The following is a 22,696-nucleotide window of genomic DNA, read 5'->3' as shown; positions in this document are numbered from 1 at the left end:
TTCTCAGGCTATAATTCGAGGCTCGACACCCGAGGGGGTATAGCTCAGCTGGGAGAGCGCTTGCATGGCATGCAAGAGGTCAGCGGTTCGATCCCGCTTACCTCCACCATCAGGGCGTCGAGAAGAACAAGCGCTGATCGCAGCGCGGTTCCTAAGGTTTTGACCCTATCGTCTAGAGGCCTAGGACACCACCCTTTCACGGTGGCTACCGGGGTTCGAATCCCCGTAGGGTCGCCAGTTTTCACTGCAAGGTGAAGCGGGCACAAGTCGCAGCACTTGGCTCCAATCGGAGCGAACGTTGTCTACCAGGAGTGGTAGTTCAGTTGGTTAGAATACCGGCCTGTCACGCCGGGGGTCGCGGGTTCGAGTCCCGTCCACTCCGCCAGAACTTCGGCCTTCAGAGGGAAATCTCTGAGGGCCTTGTCGTTTCTGGGCTTTTCCCTCGAAGCTTTCCCCACATTGCATCGGACCCGCACCTGCGAGAGCGCGAGGCACTGGCAGCGCGCGGACCTCGAGGCACGAGAGGTCGTCCTGCGAGCAAACTCATCTACCATCCGATGAAGAACGAAAGGAATGCTTCTTGAAGGACGCCATCACGACCACGCAATCCATGGACTGCGGCGCTTCTGCCGGATCACGAATTCGCGAGATGTCGTCTTCGACCGAGGCCCCGATGGATCGCGTCGCGCGCAGCCTGCTGTTCGTTCCGGGTGATCGGCCGGAGCGCTTCGACAAGGCCGTGGCGAGCGGTGCGCACGCAGTGATCCTCGATCTGGAGGACGCCGTCGCGCCCGACGCCAAGGCTTCCGCGCGCGAAACCGTGGGCGCCTGGCTCGCTGCGGGACGCCACGCGATCGTTCGCATCAATGCCGCGGACACCGACTGGTACGACGATGACCTGCGCATGCTCCAGGCGGCATCGGGTGCCAGCCTGATGCTGGCCAAGGCCGATGGCGACTCGCTCGCGCGCACAGCCCGTGCATTGCCCGGCCGGCCGCTCATCGCGCTGATCGAAACCGTGTCCGCGTACCTGGACCTGCGGCAATTTGCAAAGACACCGGGCCTGGTGCGGCTGGCGTTCGGAAGCGTGGATTTCGCCGTCGAAAGCGGCATCGCGGACGAGGGCGAGGCGATGACGGGCATTCGCACCCGGATCGCGTTGGAGTCCGTGCACGCGGGGCTTGCTGCGCCGATCGATGGCGTCAGTCTGGAGTTGAGCGATGCAGAGCGGATGCGCTCGGATGCCTTGCGCTCGCGGCAGCTCGGCTTCGGCGGCAAGCTCTGCATCCACCCCCGGCAGGTTGCCGCGGTCAACGCGGCCTTCGAGCCGACACCCGCGGAGCTGGCGTGGGCGCAGCGCGTGCTCGCCGCCTTCGAGGCCAGCCGGGGCGGCGCGACGACCGTGGACGGCAAGATGGTCGACAAGCCCGTCGTCGAACGGGCCAGGCGCATCGTTGCCTCGGGTCGTCCCGCCGGCGCCGCCCAGATGGCCAACCACGGCATCACCGCGCCAACAGGTGAAGCTTTGTCTTGACCTGGGCCCATTCTTCCGCGTCGGGCAGTGCGCCCTTGCTGCGAACGATGGGCTTCCAGATGCTCGCCAGTTCCACGTTGAGTTCGATGAAGTGGGCCTGGTCGGGCGGGACGTCCCGATCGGCAAAGATCGCGTTGACCGGGCATTCGGCCACGCACAGCGCGCAGTCGATGCAATCGTCGGGTCCAATGGCCAGGAAGTTCGGGCCTTCGCGAAACGCATCGGTCGGGCAAACGTGCACACAGTCCGTGTACTTGCACCGGATGCAACTCTCGGTCACGACGTAGGTCATGCGAATCCACCATGCGCCCGGCGTCACGATCGCTTGATCAGCACCTTCGCCGGGCCGCCGCGTTCGGGGACGGGTCGAATCATCATCGGCACGAAGCGCCACAGATAGAGGGCGAACGCGCCGATCCACGCAATGGCCGCAAGCTGGAGCACGACGAAGCTGGCATTCGAGGGCGCGAGGGCGATCAGTCGCAGGACGAATGCCGCCAGCATCAGGCAATAGCATGCCTTCGACATCCGATCGAGCACCAGGGGCCGGCCCAGGTGGCCCAGTGCGGTGCGCGTCATCATGCCCACGATGAGGACGGAAAAGCCGCCGATCGCAAGGACGTGGACGTGAATCGCCGCGCGTTGGACCAGGCCCAGGGAATGCAATGCGGCGAGCAGCAGTCCCACGCCGAGGCATGCATGGCCCACATAGAGAATCCACAGGATCGGGCGGCGCCGGACCGCGAGCGGCTTCCAGTCGAGCAACTGCACTCCGCACAGGAAGGCCGTGCATGCGAGTGCCAGTGCCAGCGCGAAATGCCATTGCAGCAGCGTGAACAGCACGGCCAGTGCGCCTGCTGCCAGCTGCCACCGTCCGCTGCGCTCGTGCATCGGAATCTTCAGTCCTTCGACGGCTCTCATTGCGAAGAACGGAATCACCCGCCGTGTGATGAGCAGCGCGATGACGGCCATGCACAGCAAGCCCGCATCGAAACGCTGCATCAGCAGCGAATAGTCGCCTTGCCAGGCGGCCAGCAAATAGAGGCCGTCCGCCGCGCCGAGCGCGAGGACCAGCCACGGGATCCCGTAGTTGCGCCGGTTTCTGGCGGTGTGAACGGCACGCCCGAGCGCCGCAGCGGCCAGCGCGAAGAAGGTCAGTTCGCTGGCCGCGGCGATCACGAACCCCAGCGGCGATGCGCACAGGAAGCCGATGCGCGCGATCGTCCAGAGCAGGCACGCCAGGGCCAGGGTCTTGCCTTGCATCGGATTGATGCCCGTCCACGTGGCGCCGGCCGTCATCAGGAAGCCCACCGCCATGGTCGCCACGAAACCCCACAGCATTTCGTGCGCATGCCAGGCCGGTCCTGCCAGCGTTCCCGATGCAAGCCGGGGCGCGAAGATCCAGATGCCGATCGAGGCGGCGGCCCAGAAGGTGCCGGCCGGATAGAGCGGCCGGAATCCCATGCCGAGAAACGCCGACAACTGCGGCTGCGGACGCGGCGTCGTCTGGAGCGGCTCTGGGTTTTGCATGGCGTCTTAAGATCTATTTTGAATAGATCTTAAGACAAACCTGCCTGCAGATCAACCAGGGTCGCGCGAGTCCTGGATGGAAAACGGCCCGGCCCACTCCGCCGAAGTCACATGAAGCCCGGATTGCGAGGCAGGTATCGGGTCCAGTCGCCAAAGGCCTGTGCGGACATCAGCACCATCGGAAGCGTGATGCGCATCCCATGCGCGATGGCGACACCCAGCGTCGCGCTCACGCCGGGAAGGAATGCCGACACATTCGGCGCGCCGCTCTGCGCCGCCAGGTGCAACGCGGCCCGGAACGCCTCGCCGCAAGCCTCGGGATGCGTGACCGCCAGTGGCCCGACATGCCCGTCGGCACTGACGTAGGCATAGCCGACGCGATCGGCGCCTGCATGGAGGATGACGCCGCGCATCGCCTGGTCGTGGATCAAGTACCTGTGATGCTTCTCGCGCGACACGCCCAGGGCTTCGGCATCGATCCTGGCAAGGCTCTCCAGATCGGAAGCGGTGTCTTCGAGCGGAACGCAGCGAAGTTGCGTGCCTTGCAAATGAAGCGCCAAGGTCTGTGCATTGACCTTCAACAAGTAGATCGGAAGCCGCGGGAACAGCCCGTGCCGGATATAGAGCCCTTGCGATACCGTGTTGAAGGTGAATGTGATCAGCGCCTTGCGGGTGCTGGCCGCTTTTTGCGCATGCGCCAGCGCTCGCGTCAGTAGCTCATTGCCGATGCCGCGCCCCTGGTGAGCCGGAGACACGAACAATTCCGAGAGAAACCACAGGTCACCGCAGACCCAGCTGTGGGTGAAGCCCAGGATCTGCCCCGCCTCTTCGGCCACCCACAACCCATCCGGATCGTCCTGCAGCGAAAAGTTCTGAAAATGAGGCGGGCGCAAGCTGGCCATCCGGCCGAAGCCGTGCCGTTCGCAGAGGTCGTTGATGCTGGAAACGACGAGCTCCTCGGCGCGTCCCAGTTCCTCGGCATGAGCGGGTCGGAAAACGACTGGCATGGGCGGCTCCTTCAAGGGCATGGCCGGCAGGCTTGGGCACCGGCGCGACAGCAGCACCTGCAGCTTACATGCGTGAGGGCGCATCGTGCGCCCCGATCAACGCGCAATAGGCCCGGCGCGTCTCCGGCGCCACCGCGTCGATCAACTGCGCATACGAGGTCTTGTGCCGGGCCAGCATGCGCGCGGACGCCACGGTCTTCGAGCGGCAGAACCAGTGGCAGGTGTGCTGCATGAGGAACAGCTCGGCCGACATGAGGAAGGCATTGCTCTTCGGTGGCCGGCCCAGGCTGTTCTTTGCCGCGCTGTCGATGCCCTGCGCATGGATCGCGAAAACCCGGCGCGCGTCGAAGGTCAGGGCGGGGAACAGCCGGTCGGCGTAGGGGACGGCCACTGCGAGCCTGCTGACGCGCGTGTCGGCCTCGGCGAGGCGGGAAAAATCCGCGACAAAGCTGTTGAACTGCGTCGCCAGCGCTTCTTCCGTCGTGTTCAGCAGGCGCCATATCTGCGCGCGGCGCTCGGGATCGTCTTCGCCGAGGCAGCGCAGGTAGCCCTCGGTCAGGCTTTCCATCAGCCGCTCGATCTGGTATTTGCCGAGATGGCTTCCCAGGAGGGCGATGCGGCGGCTCTGATCTCTGGCCCGGAGGATGTAGGCGCCGATGACGATCAGCGTCACCAGGGTGAGGATTTCCATGGCGGGGGCAGGGTGTTGTGGATGCGGCAGTCCAGTGTAGTGAGCGCAGCGCAAGCACGAGATGCCGTGAACAGGCCGATCCATGGCGAGCCGCCGCGCTAGCCAGCCAGCCAGCCAGCCAGCCAGCCAGCCAGGGTCGCACCGAAATCGGCCCCGCGCTTCAACATTGGCAAATTGCCTACGCGCGTTCGCGCTTTCGCCTCCGATACTCTGAGGCTTTTTCCAAGGCACGTGCTGTGAACGTACTGATCGTCGACGACAACGAGGCCGCGGCCGACCTTCTGCAGGAGCTGCTGGCGCTTCAGGACCACGGCGCGCGTTGTGCCTACACGGCGCAGCAGGCCATGGATGCGGCCGCGCAGCAGGCCTTCGACGTCGCGCTGATCGATCTCACGCTGCCCGATTTTCCGGGGCACGAGGTCGCGCGCCGGCTGCGTGCCGGCGCCGCGGGCAAGCCCTTGCTGCTGGTGGCCATCTCGGGCTTCGCGGCCGATGAATCGCCGGAGGCCTCCGAGGCCGGCCTGTTCGACCATCACCTGCAAAAGCCGATCGACTTCGAAACGCTCGACCGCATCCTGGCGGCGTACGCCGCGCAATGAAGGCATCCCCCGGGGCCCGCAGCTGGATCGCCGCCGGCGTGCGTCACGAGCTGCTCACGCGCGTGCTGCCGGCGCTGCGCCACGACATGGCCGCGCCGATGTCGGTGATCCGCATGGGCCTGCTCATGCTTAAGCGGCAGGCCTCGGCGCCGGCCGTCGACGAGGCGGCCTGGGAAGAGCGCATCGCCCTGGTCGAGGACCAGGTCGTCGCGCTGGTCAGCGGCGTGCGCTCGCTGCGCGACTGGGAGCTCGCGGTCAGCGACGACGGCATCACCCGCAGCGCGCTGGTGGCGCAGTGCACGGGGCTGATGCGCACGGCCTTCGAGTTCAGCGGCATCGGCCTCCAGGTCGGCGACGGACTCGAGCCCGAAGAGGCCGAGCCGCGCTTTCCTGCGGGCGCCGCCGTGCGCTACATGTTCCTCGGCGCGCTGAGCTATCTGCACGACAGTGCGCCGCAGATCAGCGCCATCCGCGTCGAGGCCGAGGGTGCCGACGCATTGCGCTTCACCGCGGCGCGCGGCGCCTCCGACGCTGCGGACCCGATGAAGCAGGCGCACCGCGCGCCGCGCAAGCTGGCGATCGACGTCATCGCGTTGCAGTCGCTGGCCGACGATCTCGGCTATGCGGTGGCGGTCGATCGCAGCACAGTGCGCCTGACGCTCGCACCGGCCTGATCCGCGCAGCGCGGCGGCCGATAGAATTTGCCGATGTTTCGCGTCCGCGTGCTCCTGCTCTGGCTCGTGATGCTTGCCGTGCCCTTCCAGGGTTACGCGGCGGCGTCGATGGGCGTTTGCACGGCACGCATGCCGGCGCCGGCGGCGGCCGCCGTGGGAGGCCATGCGCAGCCGCATGAACATGCCATGCACGATCACGCATCGGCCACGCAAACCCACCATCCCGCACACGCGAAGAGCGCCAAAGCGCAGCCGGACCTCGGCGCCTCGCAGTGCGCGAGCTGCAGCCTCTGCGCCGCCTGCCATGCGGCGGCGTTGACGGGCGTGCTGGCGGTCGCACTGCTCGCGCCTGTGCCGCAAGCCGATCCGGCAGAGCCTGCCGACGCGATGGCGACGCTCGCGCCACGCGTTCCCGACAAACCTCCCCGCGCATAGGCGCGCCACGTCGCCGGCAGCCCGCGCTGCCGGTGCACGGGCATTCATTCCTGCATTGCTTGTCGTCGCAGGCCCCGGGGCCTGCGACGCCACTCCGTTCATGAACATTGCGAGGACCCCATGTTCCATTCATCGCCGGCCCGTTGGTCGGCCATCTTGCCTGCCGCCGGCACCTTGCTGCTCGCGGGCTGCGCCACGGTCGGCATCGACGACGCGCTGCAGCAGGCGAACACCCGCACCCGATCCTTCACCGAGGGCAAGCTCACGCTCGCCCGCACCGACGCCGAGCGGCAGGCACGCACGGCACTGGCCACGGACCTGCTGTCGAGGCCGCTGTCGCAGGACGATGCCGTGCAACTGGCGCTCGCCAACAGCCCGGCCGTGCAGGCGCTGCTGGCGCAGGCCGGGGCCGAGATCGCGGGCGCCGTGCAGAGCGGCCGGCCGGCGAACCCGGTCTTCACTTTCGAACGCATGCGGCTGAATCCGCAGCTGGAGCTCGACCGGCTGCTGTCCTTCGGCCTGCTCGACCTGCTCCTGTGGCCGCAGCGCCGGTCGGTCGCGCAGAACCGCGAGGCCGAGGCGAGGCTGATGCTGGCGGGCGCCATCGTCGATCAGGTCACGCAGGTCCGGCAGGCCTGGGTGCGCGCCGTCGGAGCGCAGCAGTCGCTGCAGTACGCCGGGCAGGTGAACGAGGCCGCCGAGGCCAGCGCGGAACTCGCGCGGCGCATGCAGCAGGCCGGCAACTTCAGCCCGCTGCAGCGCGCGCGCCAGCAACTGTTCCAGTCCGATGCCATGGCGCGGCTCGCAGCGGCGCGACATGCGAGCATCGCGGCCCGCGAGGCGCTGGTTCGTGCGCTCGGCCTGGACGATGCGCAAGCCGCGAGGCTGCAGTTGCCGCCGCGCCTGCCCGAGCTGCCCGATGCGCCGCGCGATGCGCACGAGGTGGCCGCGACCGCCGCCGCGCAGCGGCTCGACGTCCAGCTTGCGCGCGAACGGCTCGAGATCGCCGGCAAGTCGCAGGGCATGAACCTGCTGCCGAGCTTCGTCGGCGTCGATGCCGGCCTGCGGCGCGACACGGTGTTCGACAACGGCACCGGCGCGCGCGGCACGCGCCGCGGCTTCGAGCTCGACATCCGGCTGCCGCTGTTCGACTGGGGCACGGCCCAGCGCGGCGCGATGGATGCGCAGGCGCTCGCGGCCGCCCATCGCTACGACGCCACGGTGCGCGATGCCACGTCGCGGCTGCGCGAGGCCTATTCCGGCTACCGCAGCGCCTACGACATCGCGCGCCACGAGCGCGACGACGTCGTGCCGCTGCGCCAGAGCATGGCCGACGAGAACCTGCTTCGCTACAACGGCATGCTGATCGGCGTGTTCGAGCTCCTGGCCGATGCACGCGACCAGATCGCGGGCGTCGATGCCGCGCTGCAGGCGCAACAACAGTTCTGGCTGGCCGATGCCGCGCTCGCGGCGTCGGTGATTGGCAGGCCGATCGCATCGGCCGCGTCGACCAGCCCTCTTTTCGAATGAGCGACATGAATCATCATCGACGCAATTTTCTCGGCGGCGCGGGCGCGATCGCCGGCGCGGTCGCGGCCACCTCGGTCGCGCGCGCGGCCATGGTCGCGCTGCCCGAACCCGCGCTGCAGACCCGCCCCGACACCATGCCGCCGCTCGCGCCGACGAGCGGCCGGCCCTACAACCCCGTCGTCACGCTCAACGGCTGGACGCTGCCCTGGCGCATGAACGACGGCGTGAAGGAATTCCACCTCGTCGCCGAGCCCGTGGTGCGCGAGATGGCGCCCGGCTTCAAGGCCGGGCTCTGGGGCTACAACGGCCAGTCGCCGGGTCCGACGATCGAGGTCGTCGAAGGCGACCGCGTGCGCATCTTCGTCACCAACCGGCTGCCCGAGCACACCAGCGTCCACTGGCACGGCCAGCGCCTGCCCAACGGGATGGACGGCGTCAGCGGGCTGACGCAGCCGGCCATCCCGCCGGGCAAGACCTTCGTCCACGAGTTCGTCGCACGCCGCCCGGGCACCTTCATGTACCACCCGCATGCGGACGAGATGGTGCAGATGGCGATGGGGATGATGGGCTTTTGGGTCACGCATCCGAAGGCCGCCCATCCGCTGATCGCCGAGGTGGACCGCGACTTCGTCTTCCTGCTCAACGCCTACGACATCGAGCCCGGCAGCGCGACGCCGAAGATCATGACCATGCTGGACTTCAACCTCTGGTCATGGAACAGCCGCATCTTCCCCGGCATCGACTCGCTCAACGTGCGGCACAACGACCGGGTGCGCATCCGTTTCGGCAACCTCACCATGACCAATCATCCGATGCACCTGCACGGGCATGAGTTCATGGTGACCGGTACCGACGGCGGGCCGGTGCCGCAGGGTGCGCGCTGGCCCGAAGTGACGACCGACGTCGCGGTGGGCCAGATGCGCCAGATCGAATTCATCGCCGATGCGGAGGGCGACTGGGCGCTGCACTGCCACAAGAGCCACCACACGATGAACGCGATGGGCCACGACCTGCCGACGATGATCGGCGTCGATCAGAGCGACCTGGTCGGCAAGATCACGCAGCTGGTGCCCGACTACATGGCGATGGGCGGGCGCGGCATGGGCGACATGGCGCGGATGCAGATGCCTCTGCCCGACAATACCGCGCCGATGATGAGCGGCGCAGGGCCCTTCGGTCCGGTCGAGATGGGCGGGATGTTCAGCGTAGTCAAGGTTCGCCGCGGCCAGAAGCCCGGCGACTACACGGACCCCGGCTGGTACAGGCATCCTGCCGGCACCGTCGCGCACGAGCAGAGCGCCGCGCTGGCGCAGGTGCCGCGCGCACCGGGCGCCGGCCCGGCGGCCATGCCGGTGCGCAACATGCCGGCCGCCGAGGTGGAAGTGCAGGTGCGCAAACCGAACGGCCATGCCGGCCATTGAACAAGGGAAAACCGGATGCAAAAACCAATCGGCAAGATCCTCGCGGCGACCCTGCTCGCCCTCGCGGGCATGGCTCACGCGCAGGCGCCCGATCTGAGCGACGGCGAGGTCCGCAAGGTCGAGAAGGACCGCGGCCTGCTCACCCTCAGGCACGGGCCGCTCAAGAACCTCGACATGCCCGGCATGACGATGATGTTCAAGGTCAGGGACCCGGGCATGCTCGACGCCGTGCATGTCGGCGACAAGGTCCATTTCAAGGCCGAGATGGTCGACGGCAGCCTCACGGTCACGCAGATTGAACCGGCGCGCTGAAGCCGCGCGGCGGACTCAGTCGGCCAGCTCGTCGAGGATCGGGCAGTCCGGCCGCTGGTCGCCGTGGCAGCAGTCGGCCAGGCGCTCCAGCGTGCGCTTCATCGCGGCCATTTCCTCGATACGCCGGCTGAGGTCGGCCGCATGGGCGAGCGCGATGCGCTTCACGTCCGCGCTCGCGCGGCGCCTGTTCTGCCACAGCTTGAGCAGCTCCGCGATCTCCGCCATGCCGAAGCCGAGCGCCCGCGCGCGCCGGATGAAGCGCAGCGTGTGCACGTCGTTGTCGGTGTACTGCCGGTAGCCCGCGTCGGTGCGGTTCACGCGGGGCACCAGCCCCAGCGATTCGTAGTGCCGCACCATCTTGGCCGAGACGCCCGAGCGTGCCGCCGCCTGGCCGATGTTGAAGGGCGCCGCCGCCGTGTCCGAGTGGCTCATCGTGCGCTTCCTTTCCAGCGTCGCAGCAGCAGCGCATTGCCCACCACGCTCACGCTGCTGAAGGCCATGGCCGCGCCGGCGATCACCGGGTTCAGCAGGCCGAAGGCCGCCAGCGGAATGCCCACCGCGTTGTAGACGAAGGCCCAGAACAGGTTCTGCCGGATCTTGGCGTAGGTGCGGCGCGAGATGTCGATCGCATCGCCGACCAGCGCCGGATCGCCGCGCATCAGCGTGATGCCGGCCGCGTGCATCGCGACATCGGTACCGGTCGACATCGCGATGCCGACATCGGCCGCGGCCAGCGCCGGCGCATCGTTGATGCCGTCCCCCACCATCGCCACGCGCTCGCCACCGGCCTTCAGCTGCATGACGATCGCGGCCTTGTCCCCGGGCAGGACTTCGGCGCGCACGGTGTCGATCTTCAGCATCCGGGCGATGGCCTCGGCGCTGCCGCGGTTGTCGCCGGTGACGAGCAGCGTGCGGATGCCTTGCGCATGCAGGCCGCGGATGGCGTCGGCCGCGCTGGCCTTGGGCGCGTCGCCGAAGGCCAGCAGGCCGATCAGCGCAGGGTGCCCGCTCACGTCCGCCAGCCATGACACGGTGCGTCCCTCGGCCTGCAGCTGCGATGCGCGCGCATCGAGCCGGCCCAGCGGCACCGACAGCTCGTGCATGAAGCGGGTGCTACCCAGCCGCAGCGCGCGGCCCTCGACGACGGCCTCCATGCCGCGCCCGGCCACGGCCTGGACGCCGCTCGCACGCGGCACTTCGATGTCCGCCTTTTGCACCGCAGTGAGAACCGCGCGCGCGAGCGGATGTTCGCTGCCGGCCTGGATGGCGGCGCTGGCGCGCAGCAGGGCCGCGGCATCGCCATCGACCGCCTCGAAGGCCAGCAGCTCGGGGCGGCCTTCGGTCAGCGTGCCGGTCTTGTCGAAAGCCACGACCCGGATGCCATGCGCCACTTCGAGGGCCTCGGCGTCCTTGATCAGGATGCCGTGGCGCGCCGCGACGCCGGTGCCGGCCATGATTGCGGTCGGCGTGGCCAGCCCGAGCGCGCAGGGGCAGGCGATCACCAGCACCGCGACCGCATTGAGGATCGCGGTCTCCCAGTCGCCGGCCGCGAACCCCCAGCCCAGCAGCGTCAGCAGCGCAACGCCGATGACCACGGGCACGAACACGCTGCTCACGCGATCGACGAGGCGCTGGATCGGCGCCTTCTCGGCCTGCGCCGATTCGACCTGCCGCACGATGCGCGCGAGCGTCGATTCGGCGCCCACGGCGGTCGTGCGCAGCAGCAGCAGGCCCGAGCCGTTGACCGCGCCGCCCGTCACGGGGTCGTCGGCCTGTTTGGCGACCGGCAGGCTCTCGCCGGTGATCAGGGATTCGTCGATCTCGCTGCGGCCTTCGATCACCCGGCCATCCACGGGCACGCGTTCGCCGGGCCGCACCACCACCAGGTCGCCGACCTTCACCTCGGCAATGGGCACGTCCTGCTCGATGCCGTCGCGGCGCACGCGGGCGCGCTCGGGCCGCAGCGCATTCAGCGCGCGGATCGCCTCGGTGGTCTGGCGCTTGGCCCGCGTTTCCAGCCACTTGCCGAGCAGCACGAGGGTGATCACGATCGACGAGGCTTCGAAGTAGAGGTGCGGCATGCCGCCGCTGCCCGCGTGCTTCCAGAGCAGGTAGAGGCTCAGGCCGTAGGCGGCCGTGGTGCCGAGCGCCACCAGCAGGTCCATGTTGCCGGCGCCGGCCCGCAGGGCCTTCCACCCGGCGCGGTAGAAGCGCGCGCCGAGCCAGAACTGGACCGGCGTTGCGAGCGCCAATTGCAGCCAGCCGTCGAGCATCCATTCCCTGCCGAAGAGGAGGCCGAGCATCGGCAGTGCGAGCGGCACCGAGAGGACCGCGGCCGCGACCACGGGGCCGCTGCCGGCCCAGCCGCTGGTCGGCGCCGCGGCTTCGCTCGCGCTTTGGTCGACGGCGTGCGCCGCGTAGCCGGCCTTCTGCACGGCCTCGATCAGTGCGTCCACCGCGGTCCCGGGGTCGGCCAGCCGGACCTGCGCCTTCTCGGTCGCCAGGTTGACGGTGGCCGAGCTCACGCCCGGCACGCGCGCCAGCGCCTTCTCGACGCGCGCCACGCAGGACGCGCAGCTCATTCCCTCGATCTGCAGCGACCATTCGCTGGAATCGGTGCCGGCGGCGGCCGGCAGTGCCACGCTGTTGCTCATCGAACTCACGCTCCTGTCTTTCATGCAGCGTTGTCGCTGGATGAGGGAAGTGTCAACCCTCCCATCATGGGAAGGTCAAGGGCGCTGCGGGCGACCTTGCGCGGCACAAGGTCTCAGGCGGGCCAAATGGCTGTATCGTTCGCTGGCATCCTCTTGCAATCCCTTCCCGCAAACCCGTTGACAAGGAGACATTCCATGGCCAATGAAAGCAATCCCTTCGGCGACGTCACCAAGATCATCGAGCAGTTCAAGGTGCCCGGTATCGACATGGCCGCCATCGCCGAAGCGCGGCGCAAGGACATCCAGGCGCTGGTCGATGCCAACAAGGCGGCCTACGAAGGCATGCAGGCGCTGTCGCGCAAGCAGGCCGACATGCTGACGCAGACGCTGCAGGGCATCCAGGAAGTCGCGGGCGGCGCCGGCTTCGGCGATCCGTCGAAGCAGACCGAACTGGTGCGCAAGGCCTTCGAGAAGACGCTGGCCGACATGAAGGAGCTGGCCGAGCTGGCGCGCAACTCGCAGGCCGACGCGATGTCGCATGTCACGCAGCGCGCGGCCGAGCACATGCAGGAGCTCAAGAAGCTGATGCAGCCCAAGTAGGCCGGCCGGAGCCGGGGCTGCCGACGACGATGGATTTCTACGACGGGCTCGCGCCGTTCTATCACCTGATCTATCCCGACTGGAACGCGAGCATCCGCCGTCAGGGCGAGCAGCTGTCGCAGCTCGTCGCATCCGAATGGCCGGGCACGCACCGCGTGCTCGACGTGGCCTGCGGCATCGGCACGCAAGTCCTCGCGCTGGCCGAGCGCGGCCATGCGGTCACCGGCGCCGACCTGTCGGCCGGGGCGGTCGAGCGCGCCCGCGAGGAGGCCCGGCTGCGCGGCCTCGCCATCGACTTCCGTGTCGCCGACATGCGCGAGGCCCATGCGGCACATGGCGGCGGTTTCGACCTGCTCGTCGCGTGCGACAACGCCGTGCCGCATCTGCTGAGCGACCAAGACCTGTTGCACGCGTTCCGGCAATTCGCGGCCTGCCTGAAGCCCGGCGGCGGCTGCCTGATCAGCGTGCGCGACTACGAGCGCGAGGCGCGCGGCACGAACCTCGTCAAGCACTATGGCGCCCGGGTGGAGAACGGCAAGCGTCACGTGCTGTTCCAGGTCTGGGACTTCGAGGGCGAGCATTACGACCTCGGCTTCTTCATCGTCGAGGAAGACCTCGTCACCGCGCAAGTCACGACGCGCGTGCTGCGCTCCAGGTACTACGCCGTGTCGACCACGCGGCTGTGCGAGCTGCTGCGCGAAGCGGGCTTCGACAACGTGCGGCGCCTCGACGGCGTGTTCTACCAGCCCGTGCTCGTCGGCACGAAGCCGGCCGGCGCATCCGCCTGACCGATGCGCATCCTGTGGCGCTACCTGCGGCCGCACGGCGGCCTCGTCCTGTGGGCGCTGCTGCTGGCCGGCGTGAGCCAGGTGCTTGCGCTGGTGGATCCGATCATCTTCGGCCGGATCATCGATGGCTATGCGATCCATCGCGCCGGCAAGACCGACCATGAACTCGTCACCGGCGTGCTGTCGCTGCTGGGGCTCGCGGTCGTGGTGGCGATCCTGTCGCGCCTCGCGAAGGCGGTGCAGGACTACCTCACGCGCCTTGTGGTGCAGAAGATGGGCACGCGCATCTTCAACGACGGTTTGCGCCAGGTGCTGCGGCTGCGCTTCCAGGAGTTCGAGGACCTGCGCAGCGGCGAGACGCTGTCGTTGCTGCAGAAGGTGCGCGCCGACTGCGAGCGCTTCATCAATACCTTCGTCAACACCGTGTTCGCGGCGCTGGTGGGCGTCGCTTTCCTGGTCTGGTATGCGGTGGCGAAGAACTGGATCCTGGTGCCGGTGTTCCTGGTCGGCGTGCTGCTGCTGGGCGGGCTCACCGGACTGCTGAGCCGCGAGATCAAGAGCCAGCAGCGCTCGATCGTGCGCGAGACGAACCGCAACTCGGGCTTCATCACCGAGTCGCTGCGCAATGTCGAGCTCATCAAGAGCCTGGGCCTGACCTTCGCCGAGATCCGTCGGCTGCAGGCGCAGACGGCGCGCATCTTTGCGCTCGAGATGCAGAAGGTCAAGCGCATCCGCCTCTTGTCCTTTCTGCAGGGCGCGACGCTGAGCCTGCTGAAGCTGGCGATCCTGTTCGCGCTCTTGTGGCTGATCTTCCGCAACGTGCTGAGCACCGGCGAACTGATCGCGATGCAGTTCATCTCGGTGGCGATCTTCACGCCGCTGCAGGAGCTGGGCAACATCATCCTGGCCTGGCGCGAGGCGGACGCGTCGCTCTTGAATTTCGATGCGCTGATGCAGCGGCCGGTCGAGCGCCGGCCCGAATCGCCGATCGACACCGGGCCGATCACGCACGTGCGCTTTTCCGATGTGAGCTTTCGCCACAAGGGCGCGGCCGACAACGCGCTGGACGGCGTGTCCTTCGCCGCCGGCCTCGGCGACACCATCGCTTTCGTCGGCCCGTCGGGCTCGGGCAAGTCGACGCTCGTGAAGCTGCTGGTCGGGCTCTACACGCCGGCCGCCGGTGAGGTGTTCTACAACGACATCTCGACGCGCGACCTGCGCTACAACCGTGCGCGGCGGCAGATCGGCTTCGTGACGCAGGAGCCGCATCTGTTCGCCGGCACGGTGCGCGAGAACATGCAGCTCGTGAAGCCGGACGTCAGCGATGCCGAGATCGTGACCGCGATGGCGCAGGCCTCCTGCGCCCATCTGCTGGAAAAGTCGCCCGAGGGCCTGGACATGACGATCGGCGAGGGCGGGCTGAAGCTCTCCGGCGGCGAGAAGCAGCGGCTGTCGATTGCCCGTGCACTCGTGCGCCAGCCGCGCCTGCTGATCTTCGACGAGGCGACCTCCGCGCTCGATTCGCTGACCGAGGAGCAGATCACCGACACCGTGCGCCAGGTGTCGGCGCGCAGCACGCAGATCACGATCCTGATCGCGCACCGGCTGTCGACCATCCTGCACGCCGGCACCATCTTCGTGCTCGAGAAGGGCCGCATCGTCGAAAGCGGCGATCACGCGACGCTGCTCGAACGCAAGGGCCTGTACCACGCGATGTGGCGCCAGCAGATTGGCGAGCGGCCGGTGCCGCGCTAAGCTGCGCGCCAAACGAAACCAAGGAGGTCTTTCATGAGCAACGCAGGCACAACGCCGGAACCACAGGCCGCCGTGCCTTCACCCGATGTGCGACGCCGCGCGCCGCTGCCGGCCGGCTATCGCGAGGGCGTCATCACGGCCATCACGGTGATGATCGGCTTCTCGCTCTCCTTCGTCCGCTACTGGGCCTTCGAGGCACCCGGCGACTGGACGGCGAATTCGGTGATCGCACTGGTCGTGCTGGTGATACCCATCGTCGTGCAGATCTACACGCTGTACCGCGCGCTGCTGGTGGCCGATGACGACGAGACGACCTACAGGTCCACCATCCGATGGTTCATCGGTTCCATCTGCGGCATGCTGGTATCGGTCGCGCTGGCTGCGATCGTGCTGTCGGGCCGCAACTGAGCGCACCCGCAATGCCTGGATGGTGCAGGCCTCACTGGGTGTTGAGGTAGCGCTCGATCTGGCAATCCCGGCCACCGGGATCGGTGCCGCAGGGCGACGGCGATGGCACATACGGCGTGGTCCCGCAGCCGGCCAGGATCAGCAGCGCCGTCAGTGCCAAGAGAATTCGCATCCGGTTTCCTTCAGGTCGTCGCGATGCAGTCATTCTCCGGCAATCGGACATGAGGCGCAGACGAAGCGCAGCACCATCTCGACCACGCTGTCGCGCCGCGCACGCAGGGCTTGCGGCGCCTGTGTGTCGCGCCTGAAGATCATGCCGAAGGTGTGCTGGTTCGAGACGTTGAAGAAGGTCAGCGCCGAGATCGACGCGTGGATGTCGATCGGGTCCAGCCCGGGGCGGAACAACCCGCTGGTCACGCCGCGGGCATAGACCCCGGACACCGTCTCGATGGCCGATCCGTTGAGCTGGCGGATGTTCCTGCTCTGCTTCAGGTAGGCGCCGCGCTCGATGTTCTCGGCCATCACCAGCCGGATGTAATCCTGGTTGCGCTGGTGGTGATCGAAGGTGAAGACCACGAGTCTCCGCAAGGCCTCCAGCGGTTCCAGGTCGTCCAGGCGCAACGCCGACTCGATCGCACGCATGCGCCGGTACGACTCCTCCAGCACGCGCACATACAGCTGCTCCTTGCTGCCGAAGTAGTAGTAGATCATCCGCTTGCTGGTTCGGGTGGCGGCGGCGATCTCGTCAATGCGCGCGCCGCTCAGGCCCTTCTCGGCAAACTCGTGGGTCGCCACCTCCAGAATGCCCGCCATCGTGCGCGCCGGATCGTTGGTGCGATAGGCCCGCCGCGCATCCCGCGGGACCTCGGCCTGCGCGCCGGACGCACGCAGCGGCGCAGCCACCGTTGCTGCCTTGGCTGCCATGGTCGGCTACTTCTTCGCGTCGGCGTCCTTGACCGCGGTCTGGATGCTGTCGATCAGCTTCGGATCGATCTTGGTCTTCAGGAAGTCGATCACCGGCGGCTGGGCCGCGGCGCGGAACTCGGCCAGCTCGGCGGCGGTCGGCGTGTACACCGTCACGCCCTTGTCGGCCATGGTCTTGTTGCCGTTGGCGGTGAACGTGCGGTTGACCTTGCGCTCCTCGGCGCAGGCCACCTTGCCCGCGTCGGTGACGACCTTCAGCAGATCCGGCGGCAGCGACTTGTAGAACTTGTCGCTGAGCACGAACCAGTCGATGCCGTAGTTGTGGCCGTCCAGCGTGACGTTCTTCTGGACTTCGTAGAACTTGGCGAAGATGAGCGTCGGGATCGGGTTCTCCTGGCCGTCGACCACGCCGGTCTGCAGCGCGGTGTAGGTCTCGGGGAATGCGATCGGCGTCGGCTGCGCGCCCAGCGCCTTCATCTCGGTGACGTACAGCGGCGTCTCCTGGACGCGGATCTTCATGCCGACCAGGTCCTTGGGCGAATGGATCGGCTTCTTGCCGCTGCTGAAGTGGCGAAAGCCCACTTCGCCGAAGCACAGGTTGTGCATGCCGGTGGCGGCGTTGAAGTCCGCCGACAGCTTCTGGCCGAAGGGGCCGTCCATCACCTTGTCCGCGACCTCGTCGCTCGGGAACAGGTAGGGAATGTCGGTGACCATCGCGCCGGGGAAGAAATTGGCCATCACGCCCGAGGCCAGGCCGGCCTGGATGAAGCCGTTCTTCACGCCTTCGACCACTTCGCGCTCGCCGCCCAGGGCGCCTGCACCGAAGATCTGCACGTCGATGCGGCCGCCGCTCTTGGCCTTGACCTCCTTGGCGAAGGTGTCGGCCATCACCGCCTTACGCGAGGTGCCGAGGTCGGCCGAATCGGCGTGCGCCAGCTTCAACACGAACTTGCTCTGGGCCAGGACGCTCGAGCTGGCACAGCACGCAAGCGCCGCCGCGGCGACGGTGGACAACAGGCGGAACGAGGGCTTCATGTGAGTGACTCCTGTGAGGTTGACGGTGGGAACGGAAAACGGGTGCGCTCAGTGAAGGTTGAACGCGTGCGGCAAGGCCAGGCTGATGGCGGGGAAGAGGGCGATGCAGATCAGTCCGATGAGCAGCACGGCCAGGTAGGGCAGAAAGCGCGGCGTCACCTTCTCGACCGAGGTGTCCATCACCGAACAGGTCACGAAGTAGCACACGCCGAAGGGCGGTATGAAGGTGCCGATGCCCATCGAGATGATGATCACGATGCCGAAGGCCATCGGATCGATGCCGTAGTTCCTGGTGAGCTGCAGCAGCATCGGGCCGAAGATCAGGAGTGAAGGCAACCCTTCCAGGATCGAGCCCATCACCACCATCAGCACGATGGAGAAAGCCATGAACGCGAAGGCCGAGCCGCCGAACATGGCCAGGAACTCGGCCACCACCGGCTGCAGGCCGCTGATCGCCAGGGTCCACGAGAAGGCGCTGCCGGCGCTGACCATGAACAGCACCATGCCCGCCATCGCACCCGAATCGGCCAGCGTGGTGATGAAGCTCTTGAGGTTCATGCCGCGGTAGATGAAGACCGAGACCGCGATCGAGAACACCACCGCGATCGACGACACCTCGGTCGTGGTCGCGAAGCCGCCGACGATGCCGATGATCAGGATGATCGGCACCATCAGCGCCGGCAGGGCGCGAATGCTCAGCCTCGTGCGCTCGGTCCAGGAGACCGCGGGGCAGCGCGGCCAGTCGAACCTCTTCGCGCGTCGGTTGATCATGATCATCAGGCACAGACCGAGCACCGCCGCGGGCACCACGCCGGCGACGAAGAAGGTGGCCACCGACAGCGTCGTGATCGAGGCCAGCACCATCATCACCAGGCTCGGCGGAATGGTCTCGCCCATGATGCCGGCGGCCGACAGCACCGCGCCGCTTTCAGCCGGGTCGTAGCCCTGCTCCTTGAGCATGCCCTTGAGCGTGGTGCCGACCGCGGCCACGTCGGCGATCTTCGAGCCCGAGATGCCGGAGAAGATGTACATCGCGATGACCAGCGCCTGCAGCAGGCCGCCGCGCATGCGCCCGACCATCGCGGTGACCCAGTCGGCCAGCGGCTTGGTCAGGCCGCCGTCGGTCATCACGTTGCCGGCCAGGATGAAGAAGGGCACCGCCAGCAGAATGAAGCTGCTGATGCCGTTGGACATTGCCAGCGACACGGCCATCGGCTCCTCGCCCGAGCTGTAGATCAGGATGTAGGCGGTGACCGAGAGCACATAGGCGATCGGCACGCCCGCGAACACCAGGAACAGCAGCAGCAACAGCGCGAAGCCGATGCCGGCCGTGCCCAGCCAGGGACCGGTGAAGTACTGCGCGAGGAACCAGGCCAGCGTCAGGCCGCCGACCAGCAGCACGGCGACGACGTGCTGCCGGGCGGTGTGCCGGCGCAACTCGGCCAGCGCGAAGACCACGGTCAGGGCCATGCCGATGAAGAAGGGCAGCAGGGTCCACGACTTCGGGATCTGCAGCACCACGGTCAGGGTGTTCCAGGCCTCGTGCCACATCGGCACCGCATAGCGCAGGCCGATGAGGGCCACCACGATCACGAAGTAGTGGCGGGCGCACTCGACGCACTCGCGCCAGCGCTCCGGCAGCTTGTCGATGGCGAAGCGCACCACCAGGTGCAGGCCGCGGTGGTAGGCGATCGCGCCGCCGATGAAGGCCAGGCTGGTGAGCGAATACTCGGCCACCTCGTTGGCCCAGACCAATGAAGTCCCGAGCAGCCCGCGCATCGCGGTGTTGCCGAACAGCAGCAGCAGTTCGAGGAACAGCATCAGCGAGAGCAGCACGTCGAACGTGCGCTCCAGGCGCGGCGAAAAGCGTTGATGGGGCAGCTCGAGATCCGCGGACATCTCGACACCGAGCGTGCGGTGTTCCGAGGTCGCGGCTGCAGGCTTCATCTGGGGTTCTCTTTTTTCGAATGCGGGTGCGAGCGCGGTGCCGACCGAGGGTCGGCCGACCTCCTCCGCACAAGAATGTACGAACTGGTTAGTTTTCCAGCCATACCCAATAACCCGCACGGTGCGGCGTTGCGCGCCGGCGCAGGAGCTTGCGAAGCGCTTATCGCTCGCGGCGGCTCTTCACATCGCCGAAGTCCACGAACGCCGTCGCAGCGAACGCGATGTCCGATGCGTTCTCGCGCGGCTCGGGTGGCGGCGGCGCGATGTCCACCAAGTCCGTCGCCGCAAGGCCGACTTCGCGTTGCGCGAGCAGTTCTGCGTGACGCTCCTTCGCGTTCTGGCGCAGGCGCGCGAGGTCGGCCCGGATCTCCTCGATCGAACGCATCTTGTTGGCGGGCGGCGTTGCCGCCTCCGGCTGAGCGGGGAGAGGCTGTGCAGCGTTCGATTGTGCGGCCGGCGCGGGCTGGGGCGATGCCGCAAGCATTGGCGCGGGCACCTGCGCCTCGAGCGCCGCCGGTTCCGTCACGTCCGTGGTGTTCGCGGCCGCTGCGATCGACGTCGGGGCGAATGCCGAAACCTGCGGCGCCGGTTCGGCCGTTCGCCGCACGCCCAGCGCCGCGCCGATGCCCTGGCCGATTCGAAGAAGGATTCCGAAAAAGCGAGACGCTTGCATGGCGGGGAGTCCGAAAAAAGTTCGCACGATTGTGAAGCGAACTGCGGCGGCCCATCAGGCGCGTTGTCCCGCATGTGGCGATTTGTCCACACGCTTGGCCGCGTTGGCGCAGGCGGCCACGCGGCGACGTCCTCAGCGCCGCATCGTGTCGCGCCGGCTGACCGGCGCCGCGTCGTTGCCCCAGGAGCCCCGGATGTAGGTGAGCACGGCGGCGATGTCGTCGTCGTCGAGCACATGGCCGAAGGGTGGCATGCCGTAGGGCCGCGGGTTGCCCGCGGTCGCAGGCAGGAAGCCGCCGTTGCGCACGACCTGGATCAGGTTGGCGGTCGAGTCCATCAGCACCGCACGGTTGCCCGCGAGCGGCGGGTAGGCGTTTTCGGCGCCCTGGCCCGCATCGCCGTGGCAGTAGGCGCAGCGCTGGTCGTAGATGCGGCTGCCGCGCGCCATCTGGCCGGCGTCGCGGCGCTGCGGCGCGGTGTCGGCCGCAGGTGCCGTGCCCGGCGTGCTGTCGGGCAGCTGCTTCAGGAAGACGGCCATCGCGTGCAGGTCGGCGTCGCTCAGGTGCTGGGTGCTGCGGTACACCACGTCGGCCATCGGCCCCATCACCGAGCCGCGCGGCGAGCTGCCGTTCTTCAGCAGCGCCACCACGTCCTCGGGTGGCCAGTCGGCGACGCCGGCCTCGCGCTTCGAGGTGAGCGAAGGCGCATACCAGTTCTCGACCGGAATGAGTCCGCCCGAGAGGCCGAGCTTCTCCTCGGTGGCGCCGAGCACGTTGCGCGTGCCGTGGCAGGCGATGCAGTGGCCCAGGCCCTCGACAAGGTAGGCGCCGCGGTTCCACTCGGCCGGCCGCGCGGGATCGGCGACGAAGCTGCCCGGCGTGAAGAAGAGCGCGCGCCAGACGGCCAGTGCGGCCTGTGTGTCGTACGGAAAGCGCAGCTTGTGCGGCCGGTTGGGCGTGGCCGCGGGCGGCACGGTGCGCAGGTAGGCATAGATCGCATCCGAGTCCTCGCGCGTCACGCGGGTGAAGCTGGGATAGGGGAACGCCGGGTAGAGCAGGTGGCCGTCCTTCGAGCGGCCGTTGTGCATCGCGCGCCAGAAGTGCGCCGCGCTCCAGCTGCCGATGCCGGCGTTGCGCTCGGGTGTGAGGTTGCTCGCGAAGACGGTGCCGAAGGGCGTCTCGATGCCGACGCCGCCCGCGAAGGGCGAGCCGCCATGCGTCGTGTGGCAGCTCGCGCAGTTGCCGGCGAGCGCGAGGTAGCGGCCGCGCTCGATCTGCGCCGGCGTGGCGACGAAAGCGGCGGAGGGTTCGGACACGGCGTCCTCGCCGCGCAGGTTGAGCGCGACGAGTGCGGCGACGGCCAGCAGCACGAGTGCCGCGAGGAAGATCAGGGAATAGACGAGGCGTCGCATGAAGAAGGGCCTCAGGGATTCATCGCGCTGCAGCGCAGGGGCAGCGGCGCGCGCGGCGCTGCGAGCGGATGGGGATCGGCCGGCACCGGCTGCACGGCCAGCCAGCTGGCCATGGCATTGATGTCGGCGGTCGTGAGCTTGCGGCCGACCTCGGCCATGCAGTCCGGCGCCAGCGCATGGCGCTCGCCGGTGACCCAGGTGCCGAGCTGCGACGAGAGATACAGCCGTGGCAGGCCGACCAGCGCCGGAATGCCCGGCTGAACGCCGGTGAGCGCCTCGCCGTGGCATTGCACGCAGGCCGGGATGTCGCGCGCCGCATCGCCGTGCATCACCAGCGCCTTGCCGCGCGCGAGCGTGTCGGCCGAGGCATCGCTGGTGGTCGCGACCGCGGGATAGGGCAGGTCGAGCGTGGCGAAGTAATGGGCGATCTCGCGCAGGTAGTCGTCGGACAGGTGCCGCACCATGTGGGCCATGTCGGCATTGAAGCGGCGGCCGTCGCGAAAGCTGCGCAGCTGGTTGAACAGGTAGCCCTCGGGCTTGCCGGCCAGGCGCGGGAAGAAGCCCTGGTCGCTGCTGGCGCCTTCGCGTCCGTGGCAGGCGATGCAGGCCGCGACGCGCTGCTCGATGGTGTCCGGCACATGGCCGGGCGCCGGCGAGGGCGCGGCGGCCTGCGCGATGGCTGACAGGCCGCAGGCCGCGAGCAGCAGGGCGGTGCGCCGCAGGGGTTGGTGAAGGAAGCGTGGGATGTTCATGCGTGTCGTGCGGCCGC

The 22,696-nt window shown here is 68.0% G+C and carries 24 protein-coding genes and 3 tRNA genes; 14 read left to right on the top strand and 13 right to left on the bottom strand.

Features of this window, described 5'->3' with window-relative positions; genetic code table 11:
• Positions 1–33 precede the first annotated feature (33 nt).
• From WDLP6_RS17660 to WDLP6_RS17645, 4 genes are all read left to right on the top strand, one after another.
• A tRNA-Ala gene (locus tag WDLP6_RS17660) sits at positions 34–109 on the top strand.
• A 52-nt stretch (positions 110–161) separates the two neighbouring features.
• Positions 162–237: transfer RNA gene (locus tag WDLP6_RS17655), tRNA-Glu, on the top strand.
• Between the two features lie 71 nt (positions 238–308).
• Positions 309–385: transfer RNA gene (locus WDLP6_RS17650), tRNA-Asp, on the top strand.
• 195 nt (positions 386–580) lie between these two features.
• Entirely contained in the window at positions 581–1,534 is a 954-nt protein-coding gene (locus WDLP6_RS17645; RefSeq protein WP_332105587.1) for an HpcH/HpaI aldolase/citrate lyase family protein, read from the top strand.
• Here the strand turns inward: WDLP6_RS17645 and fdxA are convergent.
• The 4 genes from fdxA to WDLP6_RS17625 all read right to left on the bottom strand — a co-directional run bounded on the left by fdxA (position 1,503) and on the right by WDLP6_RS17625 (position 4,762).
• Positions 1,503–1,826, bottom strand: coding sequence for a ferredoxin FdxA (fdxA, locus tag WDLP6_RS17640; protein ID WP_162593398.1), 324 nt, complete (start codon positions 1,824–1,826; stop codon positions 1,503–1,505). The genes WDLP6_RS17645 and fdxA overlap by 32 nt on opposite strands.
• 23 nt (positions 1,827–1,849) lie before the next feature.
• Positions 1,850–3,064, bottom strand: coding sequence for an NnrS family protein (locus tag WDLP6_RS17635; protein ID WP_162593397.1), 1,215 nt, complete (start codon positions 3,062–3,064; stop codon positions 1,850–1,852).
• Positions 3,065–3,171: 107 nt separating this feature from the next.
• A complete protein-coding gene (locus WDLP6_RS17630) occupies positions 3,172–4,092 on the bottom strand; it encodes a GNAT family N-acetyltransferase (RefSeq protein ID WP_232077102.1) in 921 nt (306 codons plus the stop codon).
• A 43-nt stretch (positions 4,093–4,135) separates the two neighbouring features.
• A complete protein-coding gene (locus WDLP6_RS17625; protein ID WP_162593396.1) occupies positions 4,136–4,762 on the bottom strand; it encodes a hypothetical protein in 627 nt (208 codons plus the stop codon).
• Between the two features lie 236 nt (positions 4,763–4,998).
• Between WDLP6_RS17625 and WDLP6_RS17620 the strand changes: the two genes are divergently transcribed.
• From WDLP6_RS17620 to WDLP6_RS17595, 6 genes are all read left to right on the top strand, one after another.
• Positions 4,999–5,361, top strand: coding sequence for a response regulator (locus WDLP6_RS17620; protein ID WP_162593395.1), 363 nt, complete (start codon positions 4,999–5,001; stop codon positions 5,359–5,361).
• Positions 5,358–6,035 carry a hypothetical protein gene (locus WDLP6_RS17615; RefSeq protein WP_162593394.1) on the top strand — a complete coding sequence of 226 codons (678 nt, stop codon included), beginning with the start codon at positions 5,358–5,360 and terminating at the stop codon, positions 6,033–6,035. Before WDLP6_RS17620 ends, WDLP6_RS17615 begins: the two co-directional genes overlap by 4 nt.
• Before the next feature lie 33 nt (positions 6,036–6,068).
• Positions 6,069–6,470, top strand: coding sequence for a hypothetical protein (locus WDLP6_RS17610; protein WP_162593393.1), 402 nt, complete (start codon positions 6,069–6,071; stop codon positions 6,468–6,470).
• A gap of 120 nt (positions 6,471–6,590) precedes the next feature.
• Positions 6,591–8,000: a TolC family protein gene (locus tag WDLP6_RS17605; RefSeq protein WP_162593392.1), complete on the top strand. Its 1,410-nt coding sequence runs from the start codon at positions 6,591–6,593 to the stop codon at positions 7,998–8,000.
• Between the two features lie 5 nt (positions 8,001–8,005).
• Positions 8,006–9,421: a multicopper oxidase family protein gene (locus tag WDLP6_RS17600; RefSeq protein ID WP_443083416.1), complete on the top strand. Its 1,416-nt coding sequence runs from the start codon at positions 8,006–8,008 to the stop codon at positions 9,419–9,421.
• 15 nt (positions 9,422–9,436) lie between these two features.
• The gene (locus tag WDLP6_RS17595; RefSeq protein WP_162593390.1) at positions 9,437–9,733 is read left to right on the top strand and encodes a copper-binding protein; all 297 of its coding nucleotides are present in this window, start codon (positions 9,437–9,439) and stop codon (positions 9,731–9,733) included.
• Between the two features lie 15 nt (positions 9,734–9,748).
• Here WDLP6_RS17595 and cueR read toward each other — a convergent pair whose 3' ends face one another.
• Complete coding sequence (gene cueR, locus WDLP6_RS17590; protein WP_162593389.1) at positions 9,749–10,165, bottom strand: Cu(I)-responsive transcriptional regulator; 417 nt, start codon at positions 10,163–10,165, stop codon at positions 9,749–9,751.
• The gene (locus WDLP6_RS17585) at positions 10,162–12,387 is read right to left on the bottom strand and encodes a heavy metal translocating P-type ATPase (RefSeq protein WP_269475576.1); all 2,226 of its coding nucleotides are present in this window, start codon (positions 12,385–12,387) and stop codon (positions 10,162–10,164) included. The genes cueR and WDLP6_RS17585 overlap by 4 nt, the downstream gene beginning before the upstream one ends.
• A 195-nt stretch (positions 12,388–12,582) precedes the next feature.
• On the opposite strand from WDLP6_RS17585, the gene WDLP6_RS17580 reads away from it, so the two are divergent.
• From WDLP6_RS17580 to WDLP6_RS17565, 4 genes are read left to right on the top strand one after another with little or no spacing between them, the layout of a single operon-like run.
• Positions 12,583–12,987, top strand: coding sequence for a phasin family protein (locus WDLP6_RS17580; protein WP_162568397.1), 405 nt, complete (start codon positions 12,583–12,585; stop codon positions 12,985–12,987).
• 29 nt (positions 12,988–13,016) lie between these two features.
• Positions 13,017–13,775: a class I SAM-dependent methyltransferase gene (locus WDLP6_RS17575; protein ID WP_162593387.1), complete on the top strand. Its 759-nt coding sequence runs from the start codon at positions 13,017–13,019 to the stop codon at positions 13,773–13,775.
• 3 nt (positions 13,776–13,778) lie between these two features.
• Entirely contained in the window at positions 13,779–15,530 is a 1,752-nt protein-coding gene (locus tag WDLP6_RS17570) for an ABC transporter ATP-binding protein (protein ID WP_162593386.1), read from the top strand.
• A gap of 33 nt (positions 15,531–15,563) precedes the next feature.
• A complete protein-coding gene (locus tag WDLP6_RS17565; protein ID WP_232077101.1) occupies positions 15,564–15,938 on the top strand; it encodes a hypothetical protein in 375 nt (124 codons plus the stop codon).
• A 31-nt stretch (positions 15,939–15,969) separates the two neighbouring features.
• Here the strand turns inward: WDLP6_RS17565 and WDLP6_RS17560 are convergent, their stop codons facing one another.
• From WDLP6_RS17560 to WDLP6_RS17530, 7 genes are all read right to left on the bottom strand, one after another.
• Positions 15,970–16,110: a hypothetical protein gene (locus tag WDLP6_RS17560; RefSeq protein WP_162593385.1), complete on the bottom strand. Its 141-nt coding sequence runs from the start codon at positions 16,108–16,110 to the stop codon at positions 15,970–15,972.
• A 29-nt stretch (positions 16,111–16,139) separates the two neighbouring features.
• A complete protein-coding gene (locus tag WDLP6_RS17555) occupies positions 16,140–16,862 on the bottom strand; it encodes a TetR/AcrR family transcriptional regulator (protein WP_162593384.1) in 723 nt (240 codons plus the stop codon).
• Positions 16,863–16,868: 6 nt separating this feature from the next.
• On the bottom strand, positions 16,869–17,897 hold the full coding sequence (locus tag WDLP6_RS17550) for a TRAP transporter substrate-binding protein (RefSeq protein ID WP_162593383.1): 1,029 nt from the start codon (positions 17,895–17,897) through the stop codon (positions 16,869–16,871).
• 48 nt (positions 17,898–17,945) lie between these two features.
• Positions 17,946–19,844: a TRAP transporter large permease gene (locus tag WDLP6_RS17545; protein WP_162593382.1), complete on the bottom strand. Its 1,899-nt coding sequence runs from the start codon at positions 19,842–19,844 to the stop codon at positions 17,946–17,948.
• Positions 19,845–20,004: 160 nt separating this feature from the next.
• Complete coding sequence (locus WDLP6_RS17540; RefSeq protein WP_162593381.1) at positions 20,005–20,451, bottom strand: hypothetical protein; 447 nt, start codon at positions 20,449–20,451, stop codon at positions 20,005–20,007.
• Positions 20,452–20,649: 198 nt separating this feature from the next.
• Positions 20,650–21,927 carry a c-type cytochrome gene (locus WDLP6_RS17535; protein WP_162593380.1) on the bottom strand — a complete coding sequence of 426 codons (1,278 nt, stop codon included), beginning with the start codon at positions 21,925–21,927 and terminating at the stop codon, positions 20,650–20,652.
• A gap of 11 nt (positions 21,928–21,938) precedes the next feature.
• Positions 21,939–22,679, bottom strand: coding sequence for a c-type cytochrome (locus tag WDLP6_RS17530; protein WP_162595131.1), 741 nt, complete (start codon positions 22,677–22,679; stop codon positions 21,939–21,941).
• Between the last annotated feature and the right edge of the window lie 17 nt (positions 22,680–22,696).

Origin of the sequence: Variovorax sp. PBL-E5 (assembly GCF_901827185.1) — a bacterium.
GTDB lineage: Bacteria > Pseudomonadota > Gammaproteobacteria > Burkholderiales > Burkholderiaceae_C > Variovorax.
This window is presented reverse-complemented; position numbering and strand designations above follow the sequence as displayed.